Below are 24,529 nucleotides of genomic sequence, written 5' to 3' on the forward strand. Positions count from 1 at the left end.
GAGATGTGTTCGCAGGTCGGGGCGGATGCCCTATCAGTCCAGGGTGAAGTAGTCGGGACCGGCGTAGACGCCGGTCGTCAGCTTGGTGCGCTGCATCAGCAGGTCGTTGAGCAGGCTGGACGCGCCGAAGCGGAACCAGTCCGGGTCGAGCCAGTCCGCGCCGACGGTCTCGTTGACCATCACCAGGTACTTGATGGCGTCCTTGGTGGTCTTGATGCCACCGGCGGGCTTCACGCCCACCTGCCGTCCGGTCGCTTCGCGGAAGTCACGAACCGCCTCCAGCATCACCAGGGTCACCGGCAGCGTCGCCGCCACGGGAACCTTGCCGGTGGACGTCTTGATGAAGTCGCCGCCGGCCAGCATGGCCAGCCAGGAGGCACGACGGACGTTGTCGTACGTGGCCAGCTCGCCGGTCTCCAAGATGACCTTGAGGTGGGCGTCACCGCAGGCTTCCTTGGTGGCCACGATCTCGTCGTAGACCTCCCTGTACCGCCCGGCCAGGAACGCGCCCCGGTTGATCACCATGTCGATCTCGTCGGCGCCGGCCGCCACGGCGGCCCGGGTGTCGGCGAGCTTGATCTCCAGCGGTGCCTGACCCGACGGGAACGCGGTCGCCACGCTGGCCAGGTGCACCGCGCTTCCGCGCAGCACCTCGGCCACGTACGGGACCATGGCGGGGTAGACGCAGACCGCGCCGACGTGCGGGCAGGACGGGTCGGCCGGGTCCGGGCGCAGCGCCTTCGCGGCCAGCGCGCGCACCTTGCCGGGGGTGTCCGCCCCCTCCAGGGTGGTCAGGTCGACCATCCGGATCGCCAGGTCGATGGCCTGCGCCTTGGCGGTGGTCTTGATGGAGCGGGTGCCGAGCTGTGCCGCCCGCTGCTCCGCGCCGACCTGGTCCACGCCGGGCAAGCCGTGCAGGAAGGTCCGCAGAGCGGTCTCGGATCGTCCCAGCTCGGAGAGGTCCGACCGGGCCGACGTCGTTGTCGCCGTCATGGCGAGAAGTCTACGCACCGGACGGCCGAGTGATCTTGGTCACGGGAGCCTCGGCGTGAGCGACGTCGCCGGTCCGACCGCACCCGCACCGGCGGGCCGAACGGACCGGTAGGTTGAGCGATCGTGGACGTACACGTCATTGACCACCCGCTGGCCCAGTCCCGCTTGACCGCCATGCGGGACGCGCGCACCGATTCCTCGACGTTTCGGGCGGCGCTGCACGAACTGACCACCATGCTGGTGTACGAGGCGGCGCGCTCCTTCCCCGTCGAGCGGTACGAGGTGCAGACGCCTGTCACCAGCGCCGAGGGCACCCGGCTGGCCAACCCGCCGCTGCTGGTGCCCGTGCTGCGGGCCGGGCTGGGCATGGCGGACGCCGCGCTGGGCCTGCTGCCCGAGTCCTCGATGGGCTTCGTGGGCCTGGCCCGCGACGAGGAGACCTACGAGCCGCGCGCCTACATGGAGTCGCTGCCCCGCGACCTGGCCGGGCTGCCGGTGCTGGTGCTCGACCCGATGCTGGCCACCGGCGGCTCCCTGGAGCACTCCTGCCGATTGCTGGCCGACCGCGGCTGCACCGACATCACTGTGCTCTGCGTGCTCGCCGCGCCGGTCGGCATCGAGCGGCTGAGGCGTTCGGGTCTGCCGTTGCGCCTGGTCACGGCCTCGATCGACGAGGGGCTCAACGACAGCATGTTCATCGTCCCCGGGCTCGGCGACGCCGGTGACCGCCAGTTCGGCGGCATGCCTCGATTCTGATCGTCCACCCGGTAGGTGCCGGGTGACGGCGGGTCCGCGCGCGTGACGCGTGGACCCGCTACCGTCTCGGGCCATGACTGGTGTTGCGCTCGCCGAGGAGTTGCTGCTCCTCGCCTACGACGACTCGACCGGCAAGGCCACCATGCCGCGGATCAGCCTGGACCTGGGCATGGCGGCCGCGGTGCTCGTCGAGCTGGCTCTGGCCGGCCGGATCGCGTACGACAACGGGAACCTTGCCGTCGTCGACCCGACGCCCACCGGCGAGCCGGTGACCGACGAGGTGCTGGGCCGGATCGCCGCCGACACGCCGCACACGCCGGCCTCCTGGGTGCAGCGCCTGCGGCACGGCCTGCGCGACCGGATCCTCGGCGACCTGTGCAGCCAGGGTGTCGTGCAGGACGTCGACGAGACCGAGTTGGGCTTCATCCACGTGCACCGGTACCCGGTGGTGGACGCCTCCGTCGAGGCGGACACCCGGCAGCGGCTGACCGAGGCGCTGACCGGCGCGGCGGCCCCGGACGAGCGGACCGCCGCGCTGGCCACCCTGGTCGTGGTGCTGCGGATGGAGTCCGCGCTGGGCATCAGCGGTCAGGAAGCCGCCGACGCCCGCCGCCGGCTCCAGGAGATCGCCACCGGCGCGGGATTCTCCGGCGAGGTGAGCACCGACGACTCGGTGGTCCGTCCCTCGGTGGGCCTGGTCGTCGCCGCCCTGGGCATCGCCGTCGACCAGGCCCTCGGCCCGCGCCGCTGACCCTGGGGCTCTAGACCCCGAGGGCGGCGGCGATCTCACCGCGCAACTGCGCGATTGCAGCGCCGGCCCGGGTGCGGGCGGCCGCGACGCCATCGTCCACGACCGGCTCCACCACCTCGAGGTACGCCTTGAGCTTCGGCTCGGTCCCGGAGGGGCGGATCACCACCCGGGCCGTCGCGGTACGAAGGATGACCACGTCCGCCTCGGGCAGCAGGTCCCGGGCACTGTCGACGGACTGCCCCAGCAGCGTGGTCGGGGTGGCCGCCCGGATCCGGGCCATCGCGTCGGCGATCTCCCGCAGGTCGTCGACCCGGACGGAGAGCTGGTCGGTGTGGTGCACGCCGAACTCGGCGGCCAGCTCGTCCAGCCGGTCGGTGAGCGTGCGACCCTGCGCCTTCAGACCGGCCGCCAACTCGGCCACTGTCAGCGCGGCGGTGATGCCGTCCTTGTCCCGGACGTGCTCCGGGGCGACGCAGTAGCCGAGCGCCTCCTCGTAGCCGAAGACCAGCGGCGCGCTTCCGCCGCCGGCCCGCACGATCCACTTGAACCCGGTAAGCGTCTCGTCGTAGGGCAGGCCTCGGGCCGCGCACATCGCCCGCAGCAGCGACGACGACACGATGGTGGTGGCGTAGAGCCCGGTCACCCCGCGCCGCATCAGGTGGTCGGCGAGCAGCACGCCCACCTCGTCGCCGCGCAGCATCCGCCAGCCCCGCCCGTCTTCGCCCTCCCGGACGACAACGGCGCACCGGTCCGCGTCCGGATCGTTGGCGATGGCGAGGTCCGCGCCGGTGGCGTCGGCCAGCGCGATCAGCCGGTCCACCGCCCCCGGCTCCTCCGGGTTGGGGAACGACACGGTGGGGAACGCCGGGTCCGGCTCGGCCTGCTCGGGCACCACGCCAGGGATCGGGAAACCAGCCCGGGCGAACGCCGCCGTGAGCACCGCCGCGCCCACACCGTGCAGCGGGGTGTACGCCACCGACAGGTCCCGCGGCCCGTCCGGCGCGATCACCGCGGTGGCCCGCTCGACGTACGACGCCACGAGGTCGTCGCCGAGCACCTCGCCGGGCCGGCCCAGCGGCACCTGGGTCAGCGGACCGACCGCCCGGATCGCGGCCTCGATACCGGCGTCGGCCGGCGGCACGATCTGCGCCCCGGCGCCCAGCTCACCGCCAAGCTCCGCGCCGAGGTAGACCTTGTAGCCGTTGTCCTGGGGAGGGTTGTGGCTTGCCGTGACCATGACACCGGCCACCGCGCCGAGCTGGCGCACCGCGTACGCGAGCACCGGGGTGGGCAGTGGGCGGGGCAGCAGCAGCGCCGGCCGGCCGGCGCCGGTGGCCACCTGGGCGGTGCGCTCGGCGAACTGGCGGGAGCCGTGCCGGGCGTCGTACCCGATCACCAGGGGGCCGGTGCCGCCCTGGGCGGCGAGCCAGCCGACCAGCCCGGCGGCGGCCTGGGTGACCACGGCGAGGTTCATGCCGTTCGGGCCGGCGCGCAGCGGGCCGCGCAGGCCCGCGGTGCCGAAGGTCAGCGGACCGGCGAACCGGTCGGCCAGCTCCGGAGCGCTCGCCGGCAGCCGGTCGAGCACCGCCGTCAGCTCGGCCCGGCTGGCGGGGTCGGGGTCGTCGGCCAGCCAACGTCGGGCTAGCTCGCGAATGTCGTCGATGTCAGTGGTGTCCGCCGCCATGCCCCTTGATAGCACGGCGGCGGTTCACCGCTGTCCGTTCCCTCCGGCTCAGCCGTTTCCGGTGAGCTGGAACGTCTTCACCATCTCGTCGAAGATCGGCTTGCTCTCGGCGAACACGTCCTCGGTGGCGGAGAGGTAGAACGAGTACGACTTGCCGTCCTTGACGACCGCGCGCCACACCCCGTGGCGCATCTCGCCACCGGAGCCGCAGGTGTACTCGAATTCGACACCCGGGCTGCCCGCCAACTGCTGCTCGGCGATGGCCACCTGCTCGTACGGCTTCTTGCAGTTGGTGCTCTTGGTGCGGAGGAAGTTTTGCGCGCTCTCCGCCCAGCGGGTGGGCGTCCCGGTCCACTTCTCGGTGAGGATCCGGATCTTGCGACCGTCGTCCTCCGGGTCGATGTAGTCGGTGTACGAGCCGCCGGTGGCCTTCTTCCAACCCTTCGGCACCATCACCTGGACGCCGCGGGCCGTGTGCTCCTGCATCTCGACGGCCGGGCCCGCCGGGGCGGACGGGGTCGGCTGCGCCTGCGGGGTGCTCGGCGCGGGGTCGTCGCCACTGGACAGCGCCACGATGCTGATCAGCAGCAGCACGGCCAAGCCACCGGCCGCGGCGAGCTGCATCTTGCGCGGCCAGCCCTTCACCGTGGTGACGAGTTGACCACCGGTCGCGCGGACCTTGTCCAGGGCACTGCCGCTGCCGGCGGCCGGGGGCGGCGTCGTCGTCCAGGGCTGGCCGGTGCCCGGAACCGACCACTGGTTGCCGCCGCCGTAGGTGCCGCCGATGCGCTGGGTGGCCTCCGGCGCGCCGTAGCCGACCGGCTGCGTGGCGTCGGGTCGGCTGCCGTAGGTGACCCGCTGGGTGGCGTCGGGGTGCGCGCCGGCGTCCACCCGCTGCGTGGCGTCCGAGCTGCCGCCGTAGGTGCGCCCGGCGCTGGGACGGCCGGGAGCGGGCATCGCGCCGGTGGGCGTGTGCAGCGGACCGGCGAGCGCGTCGGCGCTGGTCTCGTCCAGAGCGGCGGCAGCGGCGGCGGCCGTGCCGGCCGGCTGTGGGCGTTCGCCCCGGCGCAGCGCGGCGAGCCGGTCGGTAAGCGACTCACCCGGGGCGAGCATGGCCCGACCGCCGATCTGGTCCTCCGGCTTCGCCTCCGGCTGCGCCGGCGGGTGCACGGGGGCCGGGCGCTGCTGCACGGGCACCACTGCGTACGGGTCGGTGACCGAGTGCACGGCGGTGGCGGTGCTGCCCAGCGGGCCGGCGAGCAGCTCCCGCAGCATTCCCCGGGAGGTGTGCACGTCCAGTCGGCGGGCCGGGTCCTTCTCCAGCAGACCCATCAGCACCCGGGTCAGGGCGCCGCTGCGCTGCGGCGGGGCCGGCGGGTCCTCCACGACGGCGTGCATGGTCTCGATGGGGTCGCCCTTGTCGAACGGCGGACGCCCCTCGACCGCCGTGTAGAGCGTCACGCCCAGCGAGAAGAGGTCGCTCGGCGGGCCGAACTCCTGGCCCATGGCCCGCTCGGGCGAGATGAAGTGCGGCGAGCCGAGCACCATGCCGGGGGTGGTGAGCTGCACGTCGGTGGGCATCCGGGCGACACCGAAGTCGGTGAGCACGCACCGCCCGTCGGAGCAGATCAGCACGTTGGCCGGCTTGACGTCGCGGTGCAGCACGCCGATGGCGTGCGCGACCTCCAGGGCGCCGAGCAGCGCGATGCCGATCTTGGCGACCGCGCGGGGCGCGACCGGACCGTCCTCGATGACCATGTCGGCGAGGCTGCGGGCGTCCAGCAGCTCCATGACGATCCACGGCCGACCGGCCTCGGTGACCACGTCGTACACCTGCACCACGGCCGGGTGCTGGATGGCCGCGGCAGCGCGGGCCTCGCGCAGCGTCCGCTCGTACATGGCGTCGCGGTCGCTGGGCGCCAGACCCGGGGGAAGAACGACCTCCTTCACCGCCACGTCACGGCGCAGCAGGGTGTCTGTGGCGCGCCACACCGTGCCCATGCCGCCGTTGCCCACCGCGGACCGCAGCGAGTACCGGCCACCGATGGTGGTGCCGGGCGCCGCTCGTCCGCTGGCGGGACTTACCTGTCCGCCGCTCCACGTCGGGATCTGAGTCACAGAAAAGCCACCGGGGGAAATCGAGGGGGGCTGGGACACAACCCCCCTATCTTGCTGGTTCCGACGCCCGATGCGAAAGCCGACGCGGCGGACGTTTACCGAAGTCCACAGATCGTGTCCAACCGTTCACCTCCCGTCGAGGTGTCGGGACGCACTGTGCGGTATCCCTCACGCGACCTTGAGCCGACGCGTCCTACCATCCGGGGATGAGCGAACGGCGGTCGAGCGAGTCCGGTTTCCCGATCAAGGGCGTCTACACGGCGGCTGACCTTCCGGAGGACCTGGACTCCCGGCTGGGCGGCCCGGGCGAGTTCCCGTACACCCGGGGGGTCTACCCCACGATGTACACCTCCCGCCCGTGGACCATGCGCCAGTACGCCGGCTTCGGCACCGCCACCGAGTCCAACGCGCGCTACCACCAACTGTTGCGGGCCGGCACCATGGGTCTCTCGGTCGCCTTCGACCTGCCGACGCAGATGGGGTACGACTCCGACGACCCGATCGCGCACGGCGAGGTCGGCAAGGTGGGCGTGGCCATCGACTCCATCGAGGACATGCGGCTGCTCTTCGCCGACATCCCACTGGACCGGGTCTCCACCTCGATGACCATCAACGCGCCCGGTTCGGTGCTGCTGCTGCTCTACCAGCTCGTCGCCGAGGAGAACGGGGTGCCGGGCACGGCGCTCAACGGCACCATCCAGAACGACATCCTCAAGGAGTACATCGCCCGGGGGACGTACATCTACCCGCCGAAGCCGTCGTTGCGCCTGGTCGCCGACACCTTCGCGTACTGCCGCAAGGAGGTGCCGAAGTGGAACACGATCTCCATCTCGGGCTACCACATGGCCGAGGCGGGTGCCACGCCCGCGCAGGAGATCGCGTTCACCCTGGCCAACGGCGTGGAGTACGTTCGCGCCGCGCTGGCCGCCGGGCTCGCCGTGGACGACTTCGCGCCCCGGTTGTCGTTCTTCTTCGTGGCCCGGACGACGCTGCTGGAGGAGGTGGCGAAGTTCCGCGCCGCCCGGCGGATCTGGGCCCGGCTGATGCATGACGACTTCGGCGCCAGGGATCCGAAGTCGATGATGCTGCGCTTCCACACCCAGACCGCCGGTGTGCAGCTCACCGCCCAGCAGCCGGAGGTGAACCTGGTCCGGGTCGCGGTGCAGGGCCTGGCCGCGGTGCTCGGCGGCACGCAGTCGCTGCACACCAACAGCTTCGACGAGGCCATCGCGCTGCCCACCGAGAAGGCCGCCCGGCTCGCGCTGCGCACCCAGCAGGTGCTGGCGTACGAGACGGACCTGACGGCCACCGTCGACCCGTTCGCCGGCTCGTACGTGGTGGAGGCGATGACCGCCGAGCTGGAGGCCGCCGCCGTGGAGCTGATGGAGCGGGTGGCCGACCACGGCTCGGCCGTCGACGCGATCGAGGCCGGGTTCCAGAAGCGGGAGATCGAGCAGTCGGCGTACCGGATCGCTCAGGAGATCGACTCCAGCGAGCGGGTGGTGGTCGGGCTCAACCGGTTCGCGATCGACGAGGAGGAGCCGTACGAGCCCCTGCGGGTCGACCCGACGATCGAGGCCGCGCAGGCCGAGAAGCTGGCTCGGTTGCGCGCCGAGCGGGACGCCGACGCGGTGACGCGGGCTCTCGCCGAGCTGCGCGCCGCCGCCGAGGGCTCGGAGAACGTGCTCTACCCGATGAAGGAGGCGCTGCGCGCCCGGGCCACTGTGGGCGAGGTCTGCGGGACGCTGCGCGAGGTCTGGGGCCTGTATCGGCCGACCGACCGGTTCTGACCGGAACCGGCCCGGGTGTGTCCACCCGGCTTTGCGGGTACGCCGACGGGGTGCGTGCCGGAACGCACACGGTGTGCGGTCGTGGTGGGCGGGCGTATGTGAGCGTCCTTGTCCGGCCCGTTGCGGAGAGTGGTCGGCTTATTGTCGGAGTGTCAGTTCATCACCCCGACTAATGCGACAATTCGCAGCGTGCGGTCCATGGGTCGCGTCTCGACTCGTGGCTGACCGGTCCGGTTACGCGTAGTAGGAGGTGAGGGGGCGGATGACGGCGTTCGAACGCGATCTACCTGCGGTCCCGCACCTTGACGAGCGCCCTCAGCAGGGCATACGTGACGCTACGCGGTCCGATCATCACCATAACGAGGTTGCGCAGCGTCACCGCCGGAGGTCTAGGCTGTCTGCTGTCCCCGATGATCCATCCATCTCTAGTGATCGAGAATTCGACGTGACGAGTGCGTTGACGCTGCCCACCGGCGGCCAGCTGGCGTCGTCCTGGCCGGAGACTCCGCCCGGGTCCCAGCCCCTGCCCCGCGACCTGGACCACCTCCTCGCCCTTCGGGTACCGGGGCTCATCGCCACGCGCCGTCACCTCCACTCGCACCCCGAGTTGTCCGGTACGGAGTTCGAGACGGCAGCCCTGATCGCCCGGGAGCTCTCCCTGGCCGGCCTGCACCCTCGGCTGCTGCCCAAGGGCAACGGCGTGATCTGCGACGTCAACGGCCGCTCCGACGGCCCGATCATCGCGCTGCGCGCCGACATCGACGCCCTGCCGCTGGACGACCCCAAGGACGTGCCGTACCGCTCCACCGTCGAGGGCGTCTGCCACGCCTGCGGCCACGACGTGCACACCACGATCCTGCTCGGCGTCGGCATGCTGCTGGCCCAGCTCGCCGACCTCGGCGAGTTGGACGGCCGGGTCCGGCTCATCTTCCAGCCGGCCGAGGAGATCCTGCCCTGCGGTTCGCTGGAGGTCATCGAGGCCGGCGGCCTGGACGACGTCGTGCAGATCTTCGCGCTGCACTGCGACCCGAACCTGCCGGTGGGCCAGGTCGGCCTGCGGGTCGGCCCGATCACGGCGGCCGCCGACAACGTCACCGTCCGGCTCTCCGGGCCGGGCGGGCACACCGCCCGCCCGCACCTGACAGTCGACCTGGTCGACGCCCTCGGCCGGTTGATCACCGAGGTGCCGGCCCTGGTCAGCCGCCGGGTGCCGGCCAACAGCGGGCTGCTGCTGGTGTTCGGCCACGCCTCGGCCGGCACCCGTTACAACGTCATCCCCTCCGAGGCCAGCGCCTCCGGCACGCTGCGCGTCATGGACCGCGACACCTGGGAGCAGGCTCCCAAGATCGTGGCTCAGGTGGTGCGGGACGTGATCGCCCCGACCGGCGCGACAGTCGACCTGGAGTACCTGCGCGGCAGGCCGCCGGTGAGCAACGACTCCCGCGCGATCCAGGTGCTGACCGCCGCCACCGGCGCCGCGCTCGGGCCCGAGGGGATCGCCGAGACGCCGCAGAGCATGGGCGGCGAGGACTTCAGCTGGTATCTGGAGTACGTCCCCGGCGCCCTCGCCCGCCTCGGCGTGGGCCGCGCCGGGCCCAACGTCGACCTGCACCGCGGGTCCTTCGACGTGGACGAGCGGGCCATCCCGGCCGGCGTACGCGTCATGGTGCAGACCGCGCTGAGGGCACTGGCGGCGGCGCGCTGACCCCGGCGGTGAGCGCCGGCGACTTCCGTCGCCGGCGCAGCACCAGCAGCAGAACCGCCAGAGGTACGCCGAACGCCACCAGCCACGGCAGCAACGCGCCCAGAACGGTGAGCAGGACCGTCATCGAGGTGACGAACGCCCCCCAGCCACCCTTGAGCCCGACCAGGAAGCCGGTCTCGGCCTTCTCCTCGCTGGTCTTCGCCGCCGGCCCGGCCAGTGACACAGTGATCGTGGACAACGCGGTCAGGTCGGCCAGCCGTCGCTTCTTGGCCTCCAGCGAGGCCAGGTCCGCCTCCCGGCGACCCAGCTCGTTCTCCAACGACACCAGGTCGGCGATCGAGCTGGCGCGGGCGAGCAGCCGCCGTGCGCTGTCCACGCGCGCCCGCTGAGTGATGATCCGGGCCTCCAGGTCGACGGTCTCCTCGGTGACGTCCTGGGTGTTGATCTCCCGGCTCTCCTGCCGGCCGAGCTTCGCGACCTCCTCGACGACCCCGGCGAACTTCGCCGCCGGCACGCGTAGCTGCAACTCGGCCACCGCGTCGGCCTCGGCGCTGCGCCGCTGGTCACCGCCGATGAAACCGCCGGCCCGAGTGACCGCGGCGCTGACCTCGCGGGCGGCATCGTCCACATCGGCCACCTGCACCCGCATCGTTCCGGTGTAGATGATCGCCCGCTGGTCGACCCGCAGGTCCGGAGCACCGGCCCCGGCCCCCGCGTCCGCGGCACGGCCCTTGTCGGTTGCCCCACCCTCCGCCAGCGGCGCCTTCGCCGCCGGGGCCGCCGAGTCCGCCGACCCGCTGTCGCCGGCGCTGCACCCCGCGAGGGCCAGCGCCGCCGTGAGTGCCCCTGCCGCCAGTAGTGCGCCGCGGCGCCGTCCTGTCCGTCCGTCCATCCCCGCTCCCATCGTCGTCAGCTTCAGTGGCGATAGCTCGGACGTGACGCGCCCGCCGGCTGGTTCCGGCAGACTGCGCTGAGGACATCACGATTCGACAGCCGAGGAGTCACGATGCGGCTCACCAAGTACGCCCACTCCTGTCTGCGGGTGGAACACGACGGGGGAGTGCTCGTCATCGATCCCGGAATGTTCAGCGATCCCGCCAGGGCGTTGGACGGTGCGGACGCGGTGCTGATCACCCATCAGCACCCCGACCACCTCGACCTGGCGGCGGTGCGCCTGCAACTGGACCGGCAGCCGTTCCCGATTTTCGGGCCCGCCTCGCTCGCCGAGGCCCTGGGGGACGCGGCCGAGGCGTTGCGCCCGGTCGACGCCGGTGAGTCGTTCACCGCCGCCGGGGTCGCGGTCCGCGCGTACGGCGGGCGGCACGCGGTGATCCATCCCGACATCCCGGTGGTGGACAACCTCGGCTACCTGATCAACGACGTGGTCTACCACCCGGGAGACTCCCTGGTGGTGCCCGACGAGACACCCGTCGACACGCTGTTCGCGCCGATCCACGCACCCTGGTCGAAGTTCTCCGAGGTGGTCGACTTCATCCGCGCGGTCGCGCCCCGACGCGCGTACGCCCTGCACGACGCGTTGCTCAACGACAACGGGCTGGCCGTGCTCGACCGGCAGTACGCCGCGCTGTCCGGCACCGACTACCAGCGGCTGGAGCCCGGTAGCCGGGTGGACGTCTGACGCGATGCCGGGCCCCTCCACGGAGCTGGTGCAGCAGCTCTACCGCACTCCACCGGACCGGTTCGTGGCCGCCCGGGACGCCGCCGTGGCCGACGCCCGCCGGGCCGGCGACCCGACCACCGCCCGGGAGCTGGCCCGGCTGCGTCGCCCCACGGTCGCCGCCTGGCTCGTGAACCTGCTCGCGATCCGACGTCCCGAGCTGGTCGCCGACCTGGTCCACCTCGCCGACGCCCTGCGCGCCGCCCAGCGGGAGCTGCGCGGTTCCCGACTGCGGGAGCTGTCCGCCCAGCGCCGGGCGGTGGTCGGCGCACTGGTCGCCGAGGTCCGCAAGCTCGCCGCGGCGGAGCCGGAGGCCCCGCCGGCCGGTCGACTGCCACTCGCCGAGGTGGAGGCGACCCTGAACGCGGCGCTCTCCGACGCCGAGGTCGCCGAGCAGGTCCGCGCCGGGCGGCTGCTCCGCTCGGCCAGCTACGCCGGCTTCGGTGAGGTGCCCCGACCGCAGCTGCGGCTGGTCACCGGCGACGAGGAGGAGCCGGAGGCCACCCGCCCCACCCGTCGGCCCGGCGTCCAGCGCGAGGGCCGCGCCGCGGCCCCCGACCGGGCCGGGGAGCGGGCCGCGCAGGCCGAGCGTGCGGCGCAGCGGGCGGCTCGGGCCGAGCGCGCCCGCCGCCGCCGGGCGCTGGACCGCGAGTGGGATCGCGCCCGGGCCGACCAGCTGCGGGCCGAGGACGAGTTGACCGAGGCGACCGGGCAGGAACGCGACGGTGTCGCCGTCCTCGACGGGATCGAGACCGAGCTGGCCGAGCTGGAGCGACGGCGGGCGGTCGCCGAGCAGGACCTCAGCCGGGCCAAGTTGGCCCGGCGGGCGGCCGAACGGGCGGTCACGGTCGCGCGGCGGCGGGCGGGCGAGATCGAGGCTGCCGTCGAGGCGTTGGCGGCCGAAGAGGGGGATGCGGACGCGGGCGGTGGCGCGGCAGACTGACCATTGATGGACGACGACGAGCGGGCGGGCCGTCCGGGGCCAGCCGACCCCGAGCGGAGCGCCGCCGCCGTGCCGCGACGCCCACGGGCGGCGCCTCGATGACGCCGGAGCAGATCGCCGCCGCCAGCAAGCCCGTCATCCTCGATCTCGGCGACGGGTTCAGCAGGTGCCCGAGCACGCTGCGCCGGGCCCGGCAGCTCGGCATCTCCGGCTGGGCCTTCTACATCACCGGTCGGGCCGGCGCGCTCGGAGACGTACGGGCGCAGACGGCCGCCGCTGCCATCGGCTTCGTCGCACCGGACGCCGTCGCCGACGGCTGGGACGCCGCCGCCCGGGTCCTGCGGCCGGCCGAGGTGGCAGCCGCGAGTCTCGTCGAGTGCTGCCGGTGGGGGACGCAGCAGCTCGCGGTACTGCCGGGGGCCGAGCGCCTGGCGGGCCTCGTCGAGCGGGCCGTGGCCGCCGCGGACGCCAGCGGCATGCCGCTCTTCGCCGCCTGGCGGGCCATGCCACTGCCGGATCTCTCCCCGGGCGCCCGGAGCGCCGCCGGGCTGCGACTGCTGCGTGAACACTTCACGGGGGCCTACCTGCTGGCGGTGCGCGCCTCCGGCATGACCCCGCTGGAGGCGGTGCTGGCCGGGCCGGAGGGTGAGGCCGGCGCGGTGGCGTGCGGCTGGCCGCCGCCGTACCCCCCGATCGGGCCGTTGGTGCGTCGGCGGCTCTGGGCGGAGGCGGTGACCAACCGGCTGGCCGCACCGGCGTTCGCGGCGCTCGGCCCCGCCGACGGTGGCGAGCTGGTGGAGCTGCTGCACCGCACCCGCGCCGGCCTCGCCGGCTGAGCCGCCCCGGCGGAAAATGGGCGGCGTCGTCGGCCGGCGGCTGCCAGGATCTTCTGCCGTGACGCTTCCCGCCGGCTGGACCACGCGCCGCCCCACCCTCGACGACGTACCGGCGATCCTCGCGGTGGTGCACGCGGCCGACACCTTCGCCATCGGCCATCCCGACTTCGACGCCGACGACGTCGAGGCGTCGCTGACCGCACCCCACTTCGATCCGAGCCAGGACTCCTGGCTGGCGCTCGACCCGGACGGCACAGTGGTCGCCTGGGCGACGGTGGACAACCCGACCGGGGTCGGCCGGGAGTTCGTGGAGGTCTACGTCGACCCGCAGCGGGCCGCCACCCTCCGCGCGCCACTGCTGGCCCGGCAGCTCGACCGGGTCGCCGAGCGGGCCGCCGAGCGGCGACTGCCGGCGCTCACCGTCCGGTGCGCGGTGTGCGCCCCTGAGCGCGACTGGGCCCGGGACCTGCGCGCCACCGGATTCACACTGGCCAAGCGGTACGTCCGGATGCGCCGTTCGCTTGCCGACCTGCCCGCCGAGCCGTCGCCGCCGCACGGGGTGACGGTGCGGCAGGTCCGACCGGACGACGAGGCCGAGCTGCGGGAGTTCCACCGGATCCACGACGTCGCGTTCGGCGACACCCCGGACCACGAGCCGCTGTCGTACGAGCGGTGGCGGGCCCGGATCGGTGACGTGACCGCCTGGGACGAGTGGTTCGTCGCCGAGGTCGACGGGGTGCTCGCCGGCGCGTTGCAATCCTCCGACCAGGCGCTCGACCAGCAGCAGGGCTGGGTGAAGAGCCTGTCGGTGCTGCCCGCGTACCGCCGACGGGGGGTGGGTGCGGCGCTGCTGCGCCGCGCTTTCGCCCGCTACGCGGAGAAGGGGCGGACGTCGGCCGGTCTGGGGGTGGACCTCACCAATCCGACCGCCCCGCTGTCGCTGTACGAGTCGGTGGGCCTGCGGGAGACGCTCTGGACCGACATGTACGAGCGGGTCGTCCCGGCCGCCGGTGTGTGATTGACGACCCCGGCCGGGCCCGACGGGCCACCCGAGCCGCGACGGTTGCAGACTGGGGGCGTGGGATACGCGCTACGGGGACGCGGTGCCGGTGGGACGGGACCGCAGCTCGGTGACGTAGTCGTCAGGCGCGCCCGCCTTCTCGGCGGCGTTCGCGATCTCGGACAGGTACCACGAGGTCGGCAGGCCGCCCTCGTACCCGTCGAACACGTAGACCCACGCGGTCACGTCGCCGTCGAGGGTCGAGATCCGGACGTGCAGCTTGCGGTACGTGCCGGCGGTAACCCCCTCGATCTCGTCGAGCTGGGCCGCGTCGTACGGGTGGATGTCGTAGATCGCAACGAAGACCCGGTCGCCGGGGGACTCGACGACGGTGCTCACCGCGCCCTCCCAGCCGATCACGTCGGCGCCGGCGAAGGTCAGCCGCCACCCCTCCAGCCAGCCGGTGCCCACCATGGGCGAGTGCGGGCAGTAGGCCCGCATCCGGGCCGGGTCGAGGTTTGAGCCGTAGGCGGCGTGATGACGCACGGCGATGACGATAGCCCGGCGGGCGGGTGGGGGAGAATACGACTGTGCGTGTCGGACGCGTTCGGGAGAAGAAAGTCACTGTGAGAATCGATCGGGGGGCGAACGTGGTGAGCGCGAGGAGTGCAGCGGAGCGGAGCCCCGCAGTCGCGAGCGAAGGGATGGCTCTGTGAGCCGGATCGTGATCATCGGCGGTGGGCCGGCCGGGTACGAGGCGGCGTTGGTCGCCGCCCAACTGGACGCCGATGTCACAGTGGTCGAGGCCGACGGCGCGGGCGGGGCCTGCGTGCTCTCCGACTGCGTGCCGTCGAAGACATTCATCGCCAGCTCACAGGTGGTCACCGGTTACCGGGACACCGAGGAGTTCGGGGTGCACTCGGACGGCCTGGAGGCGGTCACCGTCGACGCGCAGGCCGTGCACGAGCGGGTCAAGCGCCTGGCGCTGGCGCAGTCCGCCGACATCCACGCCAAGCTGCTCAAGGCAGGCGTCACAGTCGTGGCCGGCACCGCCCGGCTGGGCGAGGACGCCCTCGGACACACCCACCGGGTCATCGTCACCCCCGCCGACGGCGCGGAGGAATACTCGATCGCCGCGTCCACCGTGCTGGTGGCGACCGGTTCGACACCCCGCCAGCTGCCCACCGCCGTACCGGACGGGGAGCGCATCCTGACCTGGCGTCAGGTGTACGACCTGCCGGAGCTGCCCGAGCACCTGATCGTTGTCGGTTCCGGCGTGACCGGTGCCGAGTTCGCCAGCGCGTACCTGGCCATGGGGGTCGAGGTCACCCTGGTCTCCAGCCGGGACCGGGTGATGCCGCACGAGGACGCCGACGCGGCGTCGGCCATCGAGCGGGTCTTCCGCAACCGGGGCATGAACATCCTCAACAACTCCCGCGCCGACGCGGTCCGGCGTACCGCCGACGGGGTCGAGGTGGAGCTGTCCGACGGTCGCAAGGTCACCGGCTCGCACGCGCTGATCGCGGTCGGCTCGATCCCCAACACGGCGAACCTGGGCCTGACCGAGTACGGCGTGGAGCTGGGCCGGGGCGGGTACGTCACTGTCGACCGGGTCTCCCGGACTAACGTGCCAGGCATCTACGCCGCCGGTGACTGCACAGGTGTGCTGCTGCTGGCGAGCGTCGCCGCCATGCAGGGCCGGATCGCGATGTGGCACGCCCTCGGCGAGGCGGTCCGCCCGCTGCGGTTGCGGACCGTCGCGGCGAACGTCTTCACCGATCCGGAGCTGGCCACCGTGGGTGTCTCGCAGGACGAGGTGGACGCGGGCAAGACCCCGGCCCGGCAGGTGATGCTGCCGCTGTCCGGCAACGCCCGCGCCAAGATGGACGACCTGTCCGACGGTTTCGTGAAGCTGTTCTGCCGGCCGGCGAGCGGCCAGGTCATCGGCGGTGTGGTGGTCGCACCCAAGGCCAGCGAGCTGATCCTGCCGATCACCATGGCCGTGGAGAACAACCTGACTGTCAACGAGCTGGCCCAGACCATCACCATCTACCCGAGTCTCTCCGGCTCGATCACCGAAGCAGCCCGCCAGCTCATGCTCCACGAGCTGGAGTGAGCCGTCGGATCTGGATCACGGCGACGGTGGCGAGGACGGCCACCTCGGTGAGGATGAGCAGCCGTTCGGCCAGGCCGATGAGCAGGCGGTCGCCGGGGTAGGCGGACCAGACCATCGCCGCCGCCAGGGCCAGGCTGAGCAGGGTGAGAGTGCGCAGCGTCCGGGCGGCACCCGCCAGGTCCGGCCGGCGGGCGAGCAGCCAGCCGCCGACCGGCAGCGCCAGGAAGGCGACCACCGACGCGTACCGATGCAGGTACGCGGACGTGGTCATGGCGGTGCCCGGCTCGTTCGTCGGCACCACCGCGGCCAGCAGCAGCCCTGCCGCCCACGCCCCGAGCAGCAGCTCGGCCGTCCGAGCGGTGCGCGCCCGGGGTGCGGGCCGGCGCAGCCCGTACAGCAGGGCGAGGCTGGCGAGCGCCAGCACCACCATGGCGACGTCGATGACGCCACCCCGGTCGGAGACCGCGAAATCGCTGATGGTCAGCGCCCACGGATTGAGGTCGTCGTTGACCTCGAGGTGACCGATCACGGTGAGCAGCGCCGCCAGGGCGATTCCGCCGAGCGCCAGCAGGCCGGTGTTCCGGGTTCCAGACATGCCTCAGCCTGTGGCCGACGGCACCCGAACCGAATCGGGGAAGCCCACCGAAATCGCCCGGAGGGACCACCCCTAGAGGGACCCGTACCTGGAGGAGGAGACCTTCTCAGATCACGCGACGTTCAGTTGGATGTTTCCGATGCGGGCGACGACGTCGAGGTGACCGCCGAGGCCTGTGACGTAGGCGCGGAGCGTCTCCAGGCTGGTGTGCTCGCCGTTCTCGATCTGGCTGATCCTCGCCTGGGTCAGCCCCGCCGCCTCGGCCAGCTGGGCCTGCGTCATGCCCAGGTGCTTGCGGATCTCGGCGAGCTGCGCGCCACTCACCGACGCCAACATCTGTTCACGCTGCTGGGCCCGTCGAGTGACCCGGTCCGGATGATCCCAGGACGGGTCGAGCTCTCGGGCTTTCGCCTTGACGTCCCGCCAGTCGGCTCCACCGGTCATCGTTGTGTTTCCTTCAGGCTGGTGAGGTGCTCCTGGAACCGCTCGTCCGCCAACCGGACGGCCGTCTGGTACCAACTCTGCCATTGACCCGACTTGTCGCCGGCCACAAGGAAGACAGCTTCCCGGAGTGGGTCGAAGGCAAAGATCATGCGGACCTCCGTGGAGCCACCGGATCCAGGTCGCAGCTCCTTCATGTGATGAAACAGGCTGCCCTTGAGTCGATCGACGAGGGGGCGCCCGAGCGCCGGACCGTGTTCGGCGAGGAGGTCGATGGCCTCGCTGATGAGGTCGGCGCTGGCGGGATCCGTCCTGCAGAGGCCGAGGAACCACTCCTCGACCTCGGGATGAAGTTTGACGTCCCACATCTGGTCAATATAAGCGCAGCTTATATCAGAAGGTCCGACGACACTCAGTCGATCGGGATGTCGGCTGCCGCGGCGGTGCGGGCGTGGCGGGCGCTGACCAGGGTCATGGCCCATCCGGCCGCGGCGAAGCCGGCCGCGGCGGCGGTGGCGATGATGGCCAGCCGCCAGGCGGACTCGGTCAGCGCGGTGCCGCCCAGGTGACCGACCAGCGCGCCGTAGGTGGCCCAGCCGAGGGCGGCGATCGCCTCGTAGAGCGCGAACAGTCGGTACGGATAGCGGCTGCGGCCGGCCGAGAAGCAGGCAGCCATGCGTCCGCCGGGCACGAAGCGGCAGAGCAGGATGACGAGCGGCCCGGGTTGGCGTAATCCCTGCGTGACCCGGCTCGCCATCCGGCGGGCCCGGCTGGGCTCGGCGTGCCGGGGCGCCCGCCGGTCCGGGGCGCCACGTCCGAGCAGGTAGCAGGCGAGGTCACCGGCGAACACTCCGAGCGCGCCGACGGCGATGGTGACCGGCAGGCTGAGGCCGCCGTAGACGGTCAGCGCGCCACTGGTGATCATGACGATCTGGGTGGGTATCACCGGAACGAAGGCGTCCGCGACCAGGAGGCCGAGCAGCACCAGGTACGCCCACGTCGGCGACGCGACGTCAGTCAGTAGTTCGGGCACGCCTGCCACCTCGCCGGATGCGGCCGATTGGGTGTCTTGAGCCTGACGGCGTGGCCGGCATCACCGTGGACAGCCCCGTCCCGTCGTGACCGCCGACACCACTGGGCCACCCCGGTCCAACGAGGCGAACACCCCTCGGGTGACGGGTCGGCGAGCGTCCCACAGCGGCCCGAGGCGGTCGGCGGATCGGCGTCCGTCGGCGTACCGTTGTCGACGCGGCCCAGCCCGTCGGGTCCCCCGTTCCTGACGATTGGGCTCGCCCAGGGCCGCCGGCGGGTCCCGCGCCGGCGGCCCGCCCCCTCTCCCACCGTCGCGAATCCGGGTGCGTCCTCGACCGCCCGACGGGTAGCCTCGCGACATGCGCAGCGCGGTAGTGGTGACCACGACGCCGGGTGTCCCCGGCGCGCCGCTCTGACGTAACCACAGTCGACCAGGCCCCGGGGCGATCCGCCCCCGAGGGCCGCGCGGCGTTCGGTGTCCAGGTCGCCTCCGGGTCGTCCCCGATCCAGGAGCCCGACATGATCGACCACCGTAGGCTCGGCCGTGAGCTGGACCTCTTCGTCTCCGATCCGCTGGCCGGCGCCGGCCTGCCGATCTGGCTGCCGGCCGGCGCCGCCGCCCGGCATGCCGTCGAGGAGTACGTGCGGGAGTTGGAGCGCCGCTCCGGCCACCAGCACGTCTACTCGCCGCCGCTGGGCAAGCGCGAGCTCTTCGAACTCTCCGGCCATCTCGGCTACTTCGCCGACGACATGTTCCCGCCGATGCGGCTCAGCGCCGACGACGAGTTCGTGCTCCGCCCGGCGCTCTGCCCGCACCACGCGCTGGTGTTCCGGGCTCGGGGCCGCTCCTACCGGGAGCTGCCGCTGCGAATCGCGGAGCTGGGCGGGATGTACCGCTCGGAGCGCTCCGGCGTGCTCGGCGGGCTGTCCCGGGTACGTGCCATCTCGCTCAACGACGCGCACACCTTCTGCGCTCCCGGGCAGGTGGGTGCGGAGGTCGTCGAGATCCTCCGGCTGATCCGCGAGGCGCACGCCGCGCTCGGCGTCCGTCCGGCCGGGCTCCGACTGTCGTTGCGGGGACCGGGCGGGAAGTACCTCGGCGACGACACGCAGTGGGCCCGCGCGGAGGACCTGCTCCGGGGAGCGCTGGACGGGGTGGACTACGTCGAGGCGCCCGGGGAGGCCGCCTTCTACGGACCGAAGATCGACATTCAGATCGTGGACGCGGCCGGCCGCGAGTCGACCATCTCCACCATCCAGGTGGACTTCGACAAGCCGGAGCGGTTCGACCTGTCGTACACCGATTCCGACGGCAGCAGGCGTCGGCCGGTCATGCTGCACCGCAGCCTGGTCGGCAGCATGGAGCGGCTGTTCGCGTACCTCATCGAGGTGCACGAGGGCGCGTTCCCGGCCTGGTACGCGCCGGTGCAGTTGGTGCTGCTGCCGGTGGACGACGGGCAGGCCGGCGCGGCGGCCGAGCTGGCCCGGCGGGCCGTCGACGCCGGCCTGCGGGTCGAGGTCGACACCGCCGGCTCGCTGGGCGCCCGGGTCCGGGACGCGGCCCGTCGCCGCGTCCCGTACCTCGGGGTGCTGGGTGCCCGGGAGGCGGCCGACGGACGCCTCGCGCTGCGCCTGCGTGGCGGCCGCGCCCTGGACCCGATGCCCGCCGCCGCCGCGCTCGCCCTGATCCGCGGGCAGGTCGTCGCCCGCGCGGCCGACCTGCTGCCGGCGGACTGACCCGCCCACCGGCCCGGGGCGGACCGTCGTCGATCGTGTGGCGCGCACGGCGGTCCGCCCTCAGACCGACGCCGGCTGGGCCCCGGCGGGCGCGGCCGGTTCCTCGTCGACCGCGGCGCCTGTGAACTGCGAGCGGTAGAGCCGGTGGTACGCACCCTGGGCGGCGAGCAACTGCTCGTGGGTGCCCTGCTCGACGATCCGGCCGTCCTCCATCATCAGGATCAGGTCGGCGTCACGGATGGTGGAGAGCCGGTGCGCGATGACGAAGCTGGTCCGGTCCGAGCGCAGCGCGGCCATCGCCCGCTGGAGCAGCACCTCGGTGCGGGTGTCCACCGAGCTGGTGGCCTCGTCCAGGATCAGCAGGGACGGTTCGGCCAGGAACGCCCGGGCGATGGTGATGAGCTGCTTCTCGCCGGCGCTGACGTTGCTGCCCTCCTCGTCGATGACCGTGTCGTAGCCGTCCGGGAGGCTGCGCACGAAGCGGTCCACGAACGTGGCCCGGGCCGCGGCGACGATCTCCTCCTCGGTCGCGTCCGGCCGGCCGTACGCGATGTTGTCGCGGATGGTGCCGCCGAAGAGCCACGTGTCCTGGAGCACCATGCCGATGCGGCCACGCAGGTCGTCGCGGCGCATCGTGGTGATGTCCACGCCGTCGAGCGTGATCCGGCCGGCGTCCAGCTCGTAGAACCGCATGACCAGGTTGACCAGGGTCGTCTTGCCGGCGCCTGTCGGGCCGACGATGGCCACCGTGTGCCCCGGCTCGGCGACCAGCGACAGGTCGTCGATCAGCGGCTTGTCCGGCGTGTACCGGAAGGAGACGTGCTCGAACTCGACCCGCCCGTGCGGGTCGACGACCTGGGCCGGTTCGACCGGGTCGGGGCTCTGCTCGTCGGCGTCGAGCACCGCGAAGACGCGCTCGGCCGACGCCACCCCGGACTGGAGCAGGTTGGCCATCGAGGCGAGCTGGGTCAGCGGCTGGGTGAACTGGCGGGAGTACTGGATGAACGCCTGCACGTCGCCGAGGCTCATCGTCCCGGAGGCCACCCGCAGCCCACCGACCACGGCGATCGCGACGTAGCTCAGGTTTCCGATGAACATCATCGACGGCATGATGATCCCGGAGACGAACTGCGCGCCGAAGCTGGCCCGGAACAGCTCGTCGTTCTTCGCGTGGAACTCGGCTTCCACCTCGCGCTGCCGGCCGAAGACCTTGACCAGCTCGTGACCGGTGTACGCCTCCTCGATCTGGCCGTTCAGCTCGCCTGTGTGCTTCCACTGGGCGATGAACTGCTGCTGGGAGCGCTTGGCGATGCGCTGGGTGACAAGCACCGACAGCGGTACGGCGACCAGGGCCACCAGGGCCAGCAGCGGTGAGATCCAGAACATCACGACAAGCACGCCGACCACGGTCAGCAGCGAGGTGAGCAGCTGGCTCAGGGTCTGCTGGAGGCTCGTCGAGATGTTGTCGATGTCGTTCGTGACCCGGCTGAGCAGCTCACCGCGCGGCTGCCTGTCGAAGTAGGGCAGCGGCAGCCGGTTGAGCTTCTCCTCCACCTCGGCGCGCAGCCGCAGCACGGTGCGCTGGACCACGCCGTTGAGCAGCCAGCCCTGCCACCACGACAGCACGCTCGCCGCCAGGTAGAGCCCGAGCGCCAGCAGCAGCACCCGGCGCAGCGCGTCGAAGTCGATGCCCACGCCGGGCACCACGTCCATCCGGGCCAGCATGTCGGCGAAGCTGTCGTTGCCGCTGGCCCGCGCCGCCGCGACCGCCTGCTCGGTGGTCGTGCCCGGGGCGAGTCGCCGACCGATCACCCCACTGAAGATCAGGTCGGTGGCGTGGCCGAGGATCTTCGGGCCGGCCACGCTGAACCCGACGCTCACCACGGCGAGGGTGATGATCGCGCTCAGGTGCAGCCGGTGCGGGCGCAGCCGACCGAGCAACCGGCGGGCCGACGGCCCGAAGTTCATCGACTTCTCGGCGGGCATCCCGGCGCTCATCCAGGGCGGGCCGCCGCCCGGGCGGCCGGCAGGCAGCCGCTTTGGCGTCGGAGCGCCGGCGCCGGGTTGCTGCGCGTCGCCGCCCGGCTTCTGACTGGGTACGGTCGCGGTCCGCGACTCGTCCGGCTCGCTCATGCCGCCACCTCCGCCGTCTGCTGGGAAGCCACGATCTCGGCGTACGTCGGGCAGGTCTCCAACAACTCCGCATGTCGTCCCACTCCGACGACCCCTCCGTTCTCGAGCACGATGATCTGGTCGGCGTCGACGATCGTGGACACCCGCTGGGCCACGATCACCACCGCCGACTGCGCGGTGACCGGCCGCAACGCCGCCCGCAGCCGTGCATCGGTGCCGAGGTCCAGCGCGGAGAACGAGTCGTCGAAGAGGTAGATCTCCGGCTGCCGGACCAGTGCCCGGGCGATGGCCAGGCGCTGCCGCTGGCCACCGGAGACGGTGCTGCCGCCCTGGGCGATCGGCGCGTCCAGGCCGCCGGGCATCTGCGCCACGAAGTCGCGGGCCTGGGCGATCTCCAACGCCGCCCACAGCTCCTCGTCGGTGGCGTCCGGGTTGCCGTAGCGCAGGTTGCTGGCAACCGTGCCGGTGAACAGGTACGGCCGCTGCGGCACCAGGCCGATGCGCCGCCACAGCTCGTCGGGTTCCAGCTCGCGGACGTCCACCCCGTCGACAAGCACCGCGCCGTCGGTGACGTCGACCAGGCGGGGAATGAGCGACAGTAGCGTCGTCTTGCCCGCGCCGGTGCTGCCGATGATCGCCGTGGTGGTGCCTGGGGTGGCGGTGAAGGAGATGTCGCGCAGCACCGGCTCGACCGCGCCCGGGTACTGGAAGCGCACCCCGCGCAGCTCCAACTCGGCCCGGGTGGGCAGGTCGCTGACCGGGGTGGCGGCGGGGACCACCGAGGAGTCGGTGTCCAGCACCTCGACGATCCGCTCGGCGCAGACCGCAGCCCGGGGCACCATCATCAGCATGAAGGTGGCCATCATCACGGCCATCAGGATCTGCATCAGGTACTGCAGGAACGCGGTGAGCGCGCCGATCTCGATCGCACCGGCGTCGACCCGCTGCGCGCCGAACCAGAGCACCGCCACGCTGGACACGTTCAGCACCAGCATGACCACCGGGAAGATCAACGCCATCAACCGTCCGGTACGCAGGGCGGTGGCGGTCAGGTCGGCGTTGGCGACACCGAATCGGGCCGTCTCGTACGGCTCGCGGACGAACGCGCGGACCACCCGGATCCCGGTGATCTGCTCCCGCAGCACCCGGTTGACCGTGTCGATCCGGGTCTGCATCAGCCGGAAGCCCGGCACCATCCGCCTGATGATCGCGCTCAGCGCGACCGCCAGCACCGGCACGCTGACGAGCATCAGCCAGGAGAGCCCGATGTCCTCGCGCAGCGCCATGAACACTCCGCCGACGCTCATGATCGGTGCGGCGACCAGCATGGTGCAGCTCATCAGCACGAGCATCTGCACCTGTTGCACGTCGTTGGTGTTGCGGGTGATGAGCGACGGTGCGCCGAACCGGGCCACCTCGCGGGCGGAGAAGCGGTTGACGTGCCCGAACAGCCGGGCGCGGACGTCCCGGCCGAAGCCCATCGCCGTTCGCGCGCCGAGATAGACGGCGGCGATCGAGCAGATGATCTGGACCAGGCTGACCAGCAGCATCCAGCCGCCGGTGTGCACGATGTAGCCGGTGTCGCCCCGGGCCACGCCCTTGTCGATGATGTCCGCGTTGAGGCTGGGCAGGTAGAGCGAGGCCATGGTGCCCACGAACTGGAGCAGCACCACCGCCAGCAGCGGTCGTTTGTAGGTGCGCAGTTGACCGCGCAACAGTCGGATCAGCACGACGGTTCCTTCGCGTCGGTGGGTCGTCCGGTCATCCGCGGGTCGTCCCCGCTGGCGATGACCTCGAGCAGGAACTCCCGGATCACCTGGGCCTTCGCCGGGTCGGCGTCGACCGAGGTGATGGGGCGCCCGGAGTGGATCATGGAGGTGAGTCTCGCCACCCGCTCCCGCCCGGCGGGGGTGATGGCGAGTCGGATGCTGCGCCTGTCGTTGTCGTCGCGCTGCCGCTCGACAAGCCCGTCGCGGGCCAGCGTGTCCACGATGCCGGTCAGGGTCGCCGGGCGGACGAAGCCCATCTCGGCGACCTCGCGGTGCGGCAGCTCACCGTGTCGGGCGAGCGTTATCAGGGTCACCATGCCGGCATGGGTGAGGCCGTGCTCCTCGGCGAGGTACCGGTTCCACCGCTGCTCGACGAGGTGCCCGGCCACCAGCAGCAGCCGGCCGAGCGGCGCGTCCTGGAGGGTCACGAGTTCCACGAGGCGTACCTTAGC

22 protein-coding genes are annotated in these 24,529 nt (G+C 72.2%); 10 read left to right on the forward strand and 12 right to left on the reverse strand.

Translation table 11 applies throughout. The features are described from left to right. Window positions 1-33: 33 nt before the first annotated feature. On the reverse strand, window positions 34-993 hold the full coding sequence (deoC, locus tag AB0K10_RS00300; protein WP_363678405.1) for a deoxyribose-phosphate aldolase: 960 nt from the start codon (window positions 991-993) through the stop codon (window positions 34-36). Window positions 994-1,116: 123 nt separating this feature from the next. Between deoC and upp the strand changes: the two genes are divergently transcribed. Both upp and AB0K10_RS00310 read left to right on the forward strand, forming a co-directional pair. Then, window positions 1,117-1,749 (forward strand): uracil phosphoribosyltransferase, encoded by a 633-nt coding sequence (gene upp, locus AB0K10_RS00305; protein WP_363678406.1) that lies wholly within the window; start codon window positions 1,117-1,119, stop codon window positions 1,747-1,749. A gap of 73 nt (window positions 1,750-1,822) precedes the next feature. Further along, window positions 1,823-2,500 (forward strand): GPP34 family phosphoprotein, encoded by a 678-nt coding sequence (locus tag AB0K10_RS00310; RefSeq protein ID WP_363678408.1) that lies wholly within the window; start codon window positions 1,823-1,825, stop codon window positions 2,498-2,500. Window positions 2,501-2,510: 10 nt separating this feature from the next. Here the strand turns inward: AB0K10_RS00310 and AB0K10_RS00315 are convergent, their stop codons facing one another. Further along, entirely contained in the window at window positions 2,511-4,184 is a 1,674-nt protein-coding gene (locus tag AB0K10_RS00315; RefSeq protein ID WP_363678410.1) for a phospho-sugar mutase, read from the reverse strand. Window positions 4,185-4,232: 48 nt separating this feature from the next. Further along, the gene (locus AB0K10_RS00320; protein WP_363678412.1) at window positions 4,233-6,302 is read right to left on the reverse strand and encodes a protein kinase; all 2,070 of its coding nucleotides are present in this window, start codon (window positions 6,300-6,302) and stop codon (window positions 4,233-4,235) included. Between the two features lie 206 nt (window positions 6,303-6,508). On the opposite strand from AB0K10_RS00320, the gene AB0K10_RS00325 reads away from it, so the two are divergent. Then, complete coding sequence (locus tag AB0K10_RS00325) at window positions 6,509-8,092, forward strand: methylmalonyl-CoA mutase family protein (protein ID WP_363678414.1); 1,584 nt, start codon at window positions 6,509-6,511, stop codon at window positions 8,090-8,092. Window positions 8,093-8,537: 445 nt separating this feature from the next. Next, a complete protein-coding gene (locus AB0K10_RS00330; protein WP_363678416.1) occupies window positions 8,538-9,797 on the forward strand; it encodes an amidohydrolase in 1,260 nt (419 codons plus the stop codon). On the opposite strand, the gene AB0K10_RS00335 is transcribed toward AB0K10_RS00330, so the two are convergent. Then, window positions 9,754-10,710, reverse strand: coding sequence for a DUF4349 domain-containing protein (locus AB0K10_RS00335; protein ID WP_363679532.1), 957 nt, complete (start codon window positions 10,708-10,710; stop codon window positions 9,754-9,756). The genes AB0K10_RS00330 and AB0K10_RS00335 overlap by 44 nt on opposite strands. Window positions 10,711-10,803: 93 nt before the next feature. Between AB0K10_RS00335 and AB0K10_RS00340 the strand changes: the two genes are divergently transcribed. The 4 genes from AB0K10_RS00340 to AB0K10_RS00355 all read left to right on the forward strand — a co-directional run bounded on the left by AB0K10_RS00340 (window position 10,804) and on the right by AB0K10_RS00355 (window position 14,272). Further along, window positions 10,804-11,436, forward strand: a complete 633-nt coding sequence (locus tag AB0K10_RS00340) for an MBL fold metallo-hydrolase (RefSeq protein WP_363678417.1) — start codon at window positions 10,804-10,806, stop codon at window positions 11,434-11,436. Window positions 11,437-11,440: 4 nt separating this feature from the next. Then, window positions 11,441-12,418 (forward strand): hypothetical protein, encoded by a 978-nt coding sequence (locus tag AB0K10_RS00345; protein ID WP_363678419.1) that lies wholly within the window; start codon window positions 11,441-11,443, stop codon window positions 12,416-12,418. A 98-nt stretch (window positions 12,419-12,516) separates the two neighbouring features. Further along, on the forward strand, window positions 12,517-13,254 hold the full coding sequence (locus tag AB0K10_RS00350; RefSeq protein WP_363678421.1) for a hypothetical protein: 738 nt from the start codon (window positions 12,517-12,519) through the stop codon (window positions 13,252-13,254). Window positions 13,255-13,312: 58 nt separating this feature from the next. Continuing rightward, the gene (locus tag AB0K10_RS00355) at window positions 13,313-14,272 is read left to right on the forward strand and encodes a GNAT family N-acetyltransferase (RefSeq protein WP_363678423.1); all 960 of its coding nucleotides are present in this window, start codon (window positions 13,313-13,315) and stop codon (window positions 14,270-14,272) included. Window positions 14,273-14,344: 72 nt separating this feature from the next. Here the strand turns inward: AB0K10_RS00355 and AB0K10_RS00360 are convergent, their stop codons facing one another. Next, window positions 14,345-14,800, reverse strand: a complete 456-nt coding sequence (locus AB0K10_RS00360; protein ID WP_266248834.1) for a gamma-glutamylcyclotransferase — start codon at window positions 14,798-14,800, stop codon at window positions 14,345-14,347. Window positions 14,801-14,966: 166 nt separating this feature from the next. Here AB0K10_RS00360 and AB0K10_RS00365 point away from each other — a divergent pair, with 166 nt between their 5' ends. Then, entirely contained in the window at window positions 14,967-16,370 is a 1,404-nt protein-coding gene (locus AB0K10_RS00365) for an NAD(P)H-quinone dehydrogenase (protein WP_363678425.1), read from the forward strand. Here the strand turns inward: AB0K10_RS00365 and AB0K10_RS00370 are convergent. From AB0K10_RS00370 to AB0K10_RS00385, 4 genes are all read right to left on the reverse strand, one after another. Continuing rightward, entirely contained in the window at window positions 16,348-16,965 is a 618-nt protein-coding gene (locus AB0K10_RS00370; RefSeq protein ID WP_363678427.1) for a DUF998 domain-containing protein, read from the reverse strand. The two genes, AB0K10_RS00365 and AB0K10_RS00370, sit on opposite strands and share 23 nt — an antisense overlap. Before the next feature lie 111 nt (window positions 16,966-17,076). Further along, a complete protein-coding gene (locus AB0K10_RS00375; protein ID WP_363678429.1) occupies window positions 17,077-17,409 on the reverse strand; it encodes a helix-turn-helix transcriptional regulator in 333 nt (110 codons plus the stop codon). Further along, window positions 17,406-17,774, reverse strand: coding sequence for a type II toxin-antitoxin system RelE/ParE family toxin (locus tag AB0K10_RS00380; RefSeq protein WP_363678431.1), 369 nt, complete (start codon window positions 17,772-17,774; stop codon window positions 17,406-17,408). Before AB0K10_RS00380 ends, AB0K10_RS00375 begins: the two co-directional genes overlap by 4 nt. Window positions 17,775-17,818: 44 nt before the next feature. Further along, window positions 17,819-18,439 carry a DedA family protein gene (locus tag AB0K10_RS00385; RefSeq protein WP_363678433.1) on the reverse strand — a complete coding sequence of 207 codons (621 nt, stop codon included), beginning with the start codon at window positions 18,437-18,439 and terminating at the stop codon, window positions 17,819-17,821. A 518-nt stretch (window positions 18,440-18,957) separates the two neighbouring features. Between AB0K10_RS00385 and thrS the strand changes: the two genes are divergently transcribed. After that, window positions 18,958-20,175, forward strand: a complete 1,218-nt coding sequence (gene thrS, locus AB0K10_RS00390) for a threonine--tRNA ligase (protein ID WP_363678435.1) — start codon at window positions 18,958-18,960, stop codon at window positions 20,173-20,175. Window positions 20,176-20,235: 60 nt separating this feature from the next. Here the strand turns inward: thrS and AB0K10_RS00395 are convergent, their stop codons facing one another. The 3 genes from AB0K10_RS00395 to AB0K10_RS00405 all read right to left on the reverse strand — a co-directional run bounded on the left by AB0K10_RS00395 (window position 20,236) and on the right by AB0K10_RS00405 (window position 24,514). Then, window positions 20,236-22,161, reverse strand: a complete 1,926-nt coding sequence (locus tag AB0K10_RS00395) for an ABC transporter ATP-binding protein (RefSeq protein WP_363679534.1) — start codon at window positions 22,159-22,161, stop codon at window positions 20,236-20,238. 143 nt (window positions 22,162-22,304) lie between these two features. Beyond that, complete coding sequence (locus AB0K10_RS00400; protein ID WP_363678437.1) at window positions 22,305-24,038, reverse strand: ABC transporter ATP-binding protein; 1,734 nt, start codon at window positions 24,036-24,038, stop codon at window positions 22,305-22,307. Next, window positions 24,032-24,514, reverse strand: coding sequence for a MarR family transcriptional regulator (locus AB0K10_RS00405; RefSeq protein ID WP_363678439.1), 483 nt, complete (start codon window positions 24,512-24,514; stop codon window positions 24,032-24,034). The genes AB0K10_RS00400 and AB0K10_RS00405 overlap by 7 nt, the downstream gene beginning before the upstream one ends. Window positions 24,515-24,529: the final 15 nt, after the last annotated feature.

It is taken from the genome of Micromonospora sp. NPDC049274 (assembly GCF_040678875.1).
In the GTDB taxonomy this organism is placed as follows: Bacteria; Actinomycetota; Actinomycetes; order Mycobacteriales; family Micromonosporaceae; genus Micromonospora.

What these genes read in the sequence shown, in the direction of transcription:
- AB0K10_RS00375 (WP_363678429.1), bottom strand. Translation starts at nt 17,409, where the DNA reads ATGACCGGTGGAGCCGACTGGCGGGACGTCAAGGCGAAAGCCCGAGAG.
- AB0K10_RS00350 (WP_363678421.1), top strand. Translation starts at nt 12,517, where the DNA reads ATGACGCCGGAGCAGATCGCCGCCGCCAGCAAGCCCGTCATCCTCGAT.
- AB0K10_RS00370 (WP_363678427.1), bottom strand. Translation starts at nt 16,965, where the DNA reads ATGTCTGGAACCCGGAACACCGGCCTGCTGGCGCTCGGCGGAATCGCC.
- AB0K10_RS00380 (WP_363678431.1), bottom strand. Translation starts at nt 17,774, where the DNA reads ATGTGGGACGTCAAACTTCATCCCGAGGTCGAGGAGTGGTTCCTCGGC.
- AB0K10_RS00310 (WP_363678408.1), top strand. Translation starts at nt 1,823, where the DNA reads ATGACTGGTGTTGCGCTCGCCGAGGAGTTGCTGCTCCTCGCCTACGAC.
- AB0K10_RS00315 (WP_363678410.1), bottom strand. Translation starts at nt 4,184, where the DNA reads ATGGCGGCGGACACCACTGACATCGACGACATTCGCGAGCTAGCCCGA.
- AB0K10_RS00345 (WP_363678419.1), top strand. Translation starts at nt 11,441, where the DNA reads ATGCCGGGCCCCTCCACGGAGCTGGTGCAGCAGCTCTACCGCACTCCA.
- thrS (WP_363678435.1), top strand. Translation starts at nt 18,958, where the DNA reads ATGATCGACCACCGTAGGCTCGGCCGTGAGCTGGACCTCTTCGTCTCC.
- AB0K10_RS00340 (WP_363678417.1), top strand. Translation starts at nt 10,804, where the DNA reads ATGCGGCTCACCAAGTACGCCCACTCCTGTCTGCGGGTGGAACACGAC.
- AB0K10_RS00325 (WP_363678414.1), top strand. Translation starts at nt 6,509, where the DNA reads ATGAGCGAACGGCGGTCGAGCGAGTCCGGTTTCCCGATCAAGGGCGTC.
- deoC (WP_363678405.1), bottom strand. Translation starts at nt 993, where the DNA reads ATGACGGCGACAACGACGTCGGCCCGGTCGGACCTCTCCGAGCTGGGA.
- AB0K10_RS00395 (WP_363679534.1), bottom strand. Translation starts at nt 22,161, where the DNA reads ATGCCCGCCGAGAAGTCGATGAACTTCGGGCCGTCGGCCCGCCGGTTG.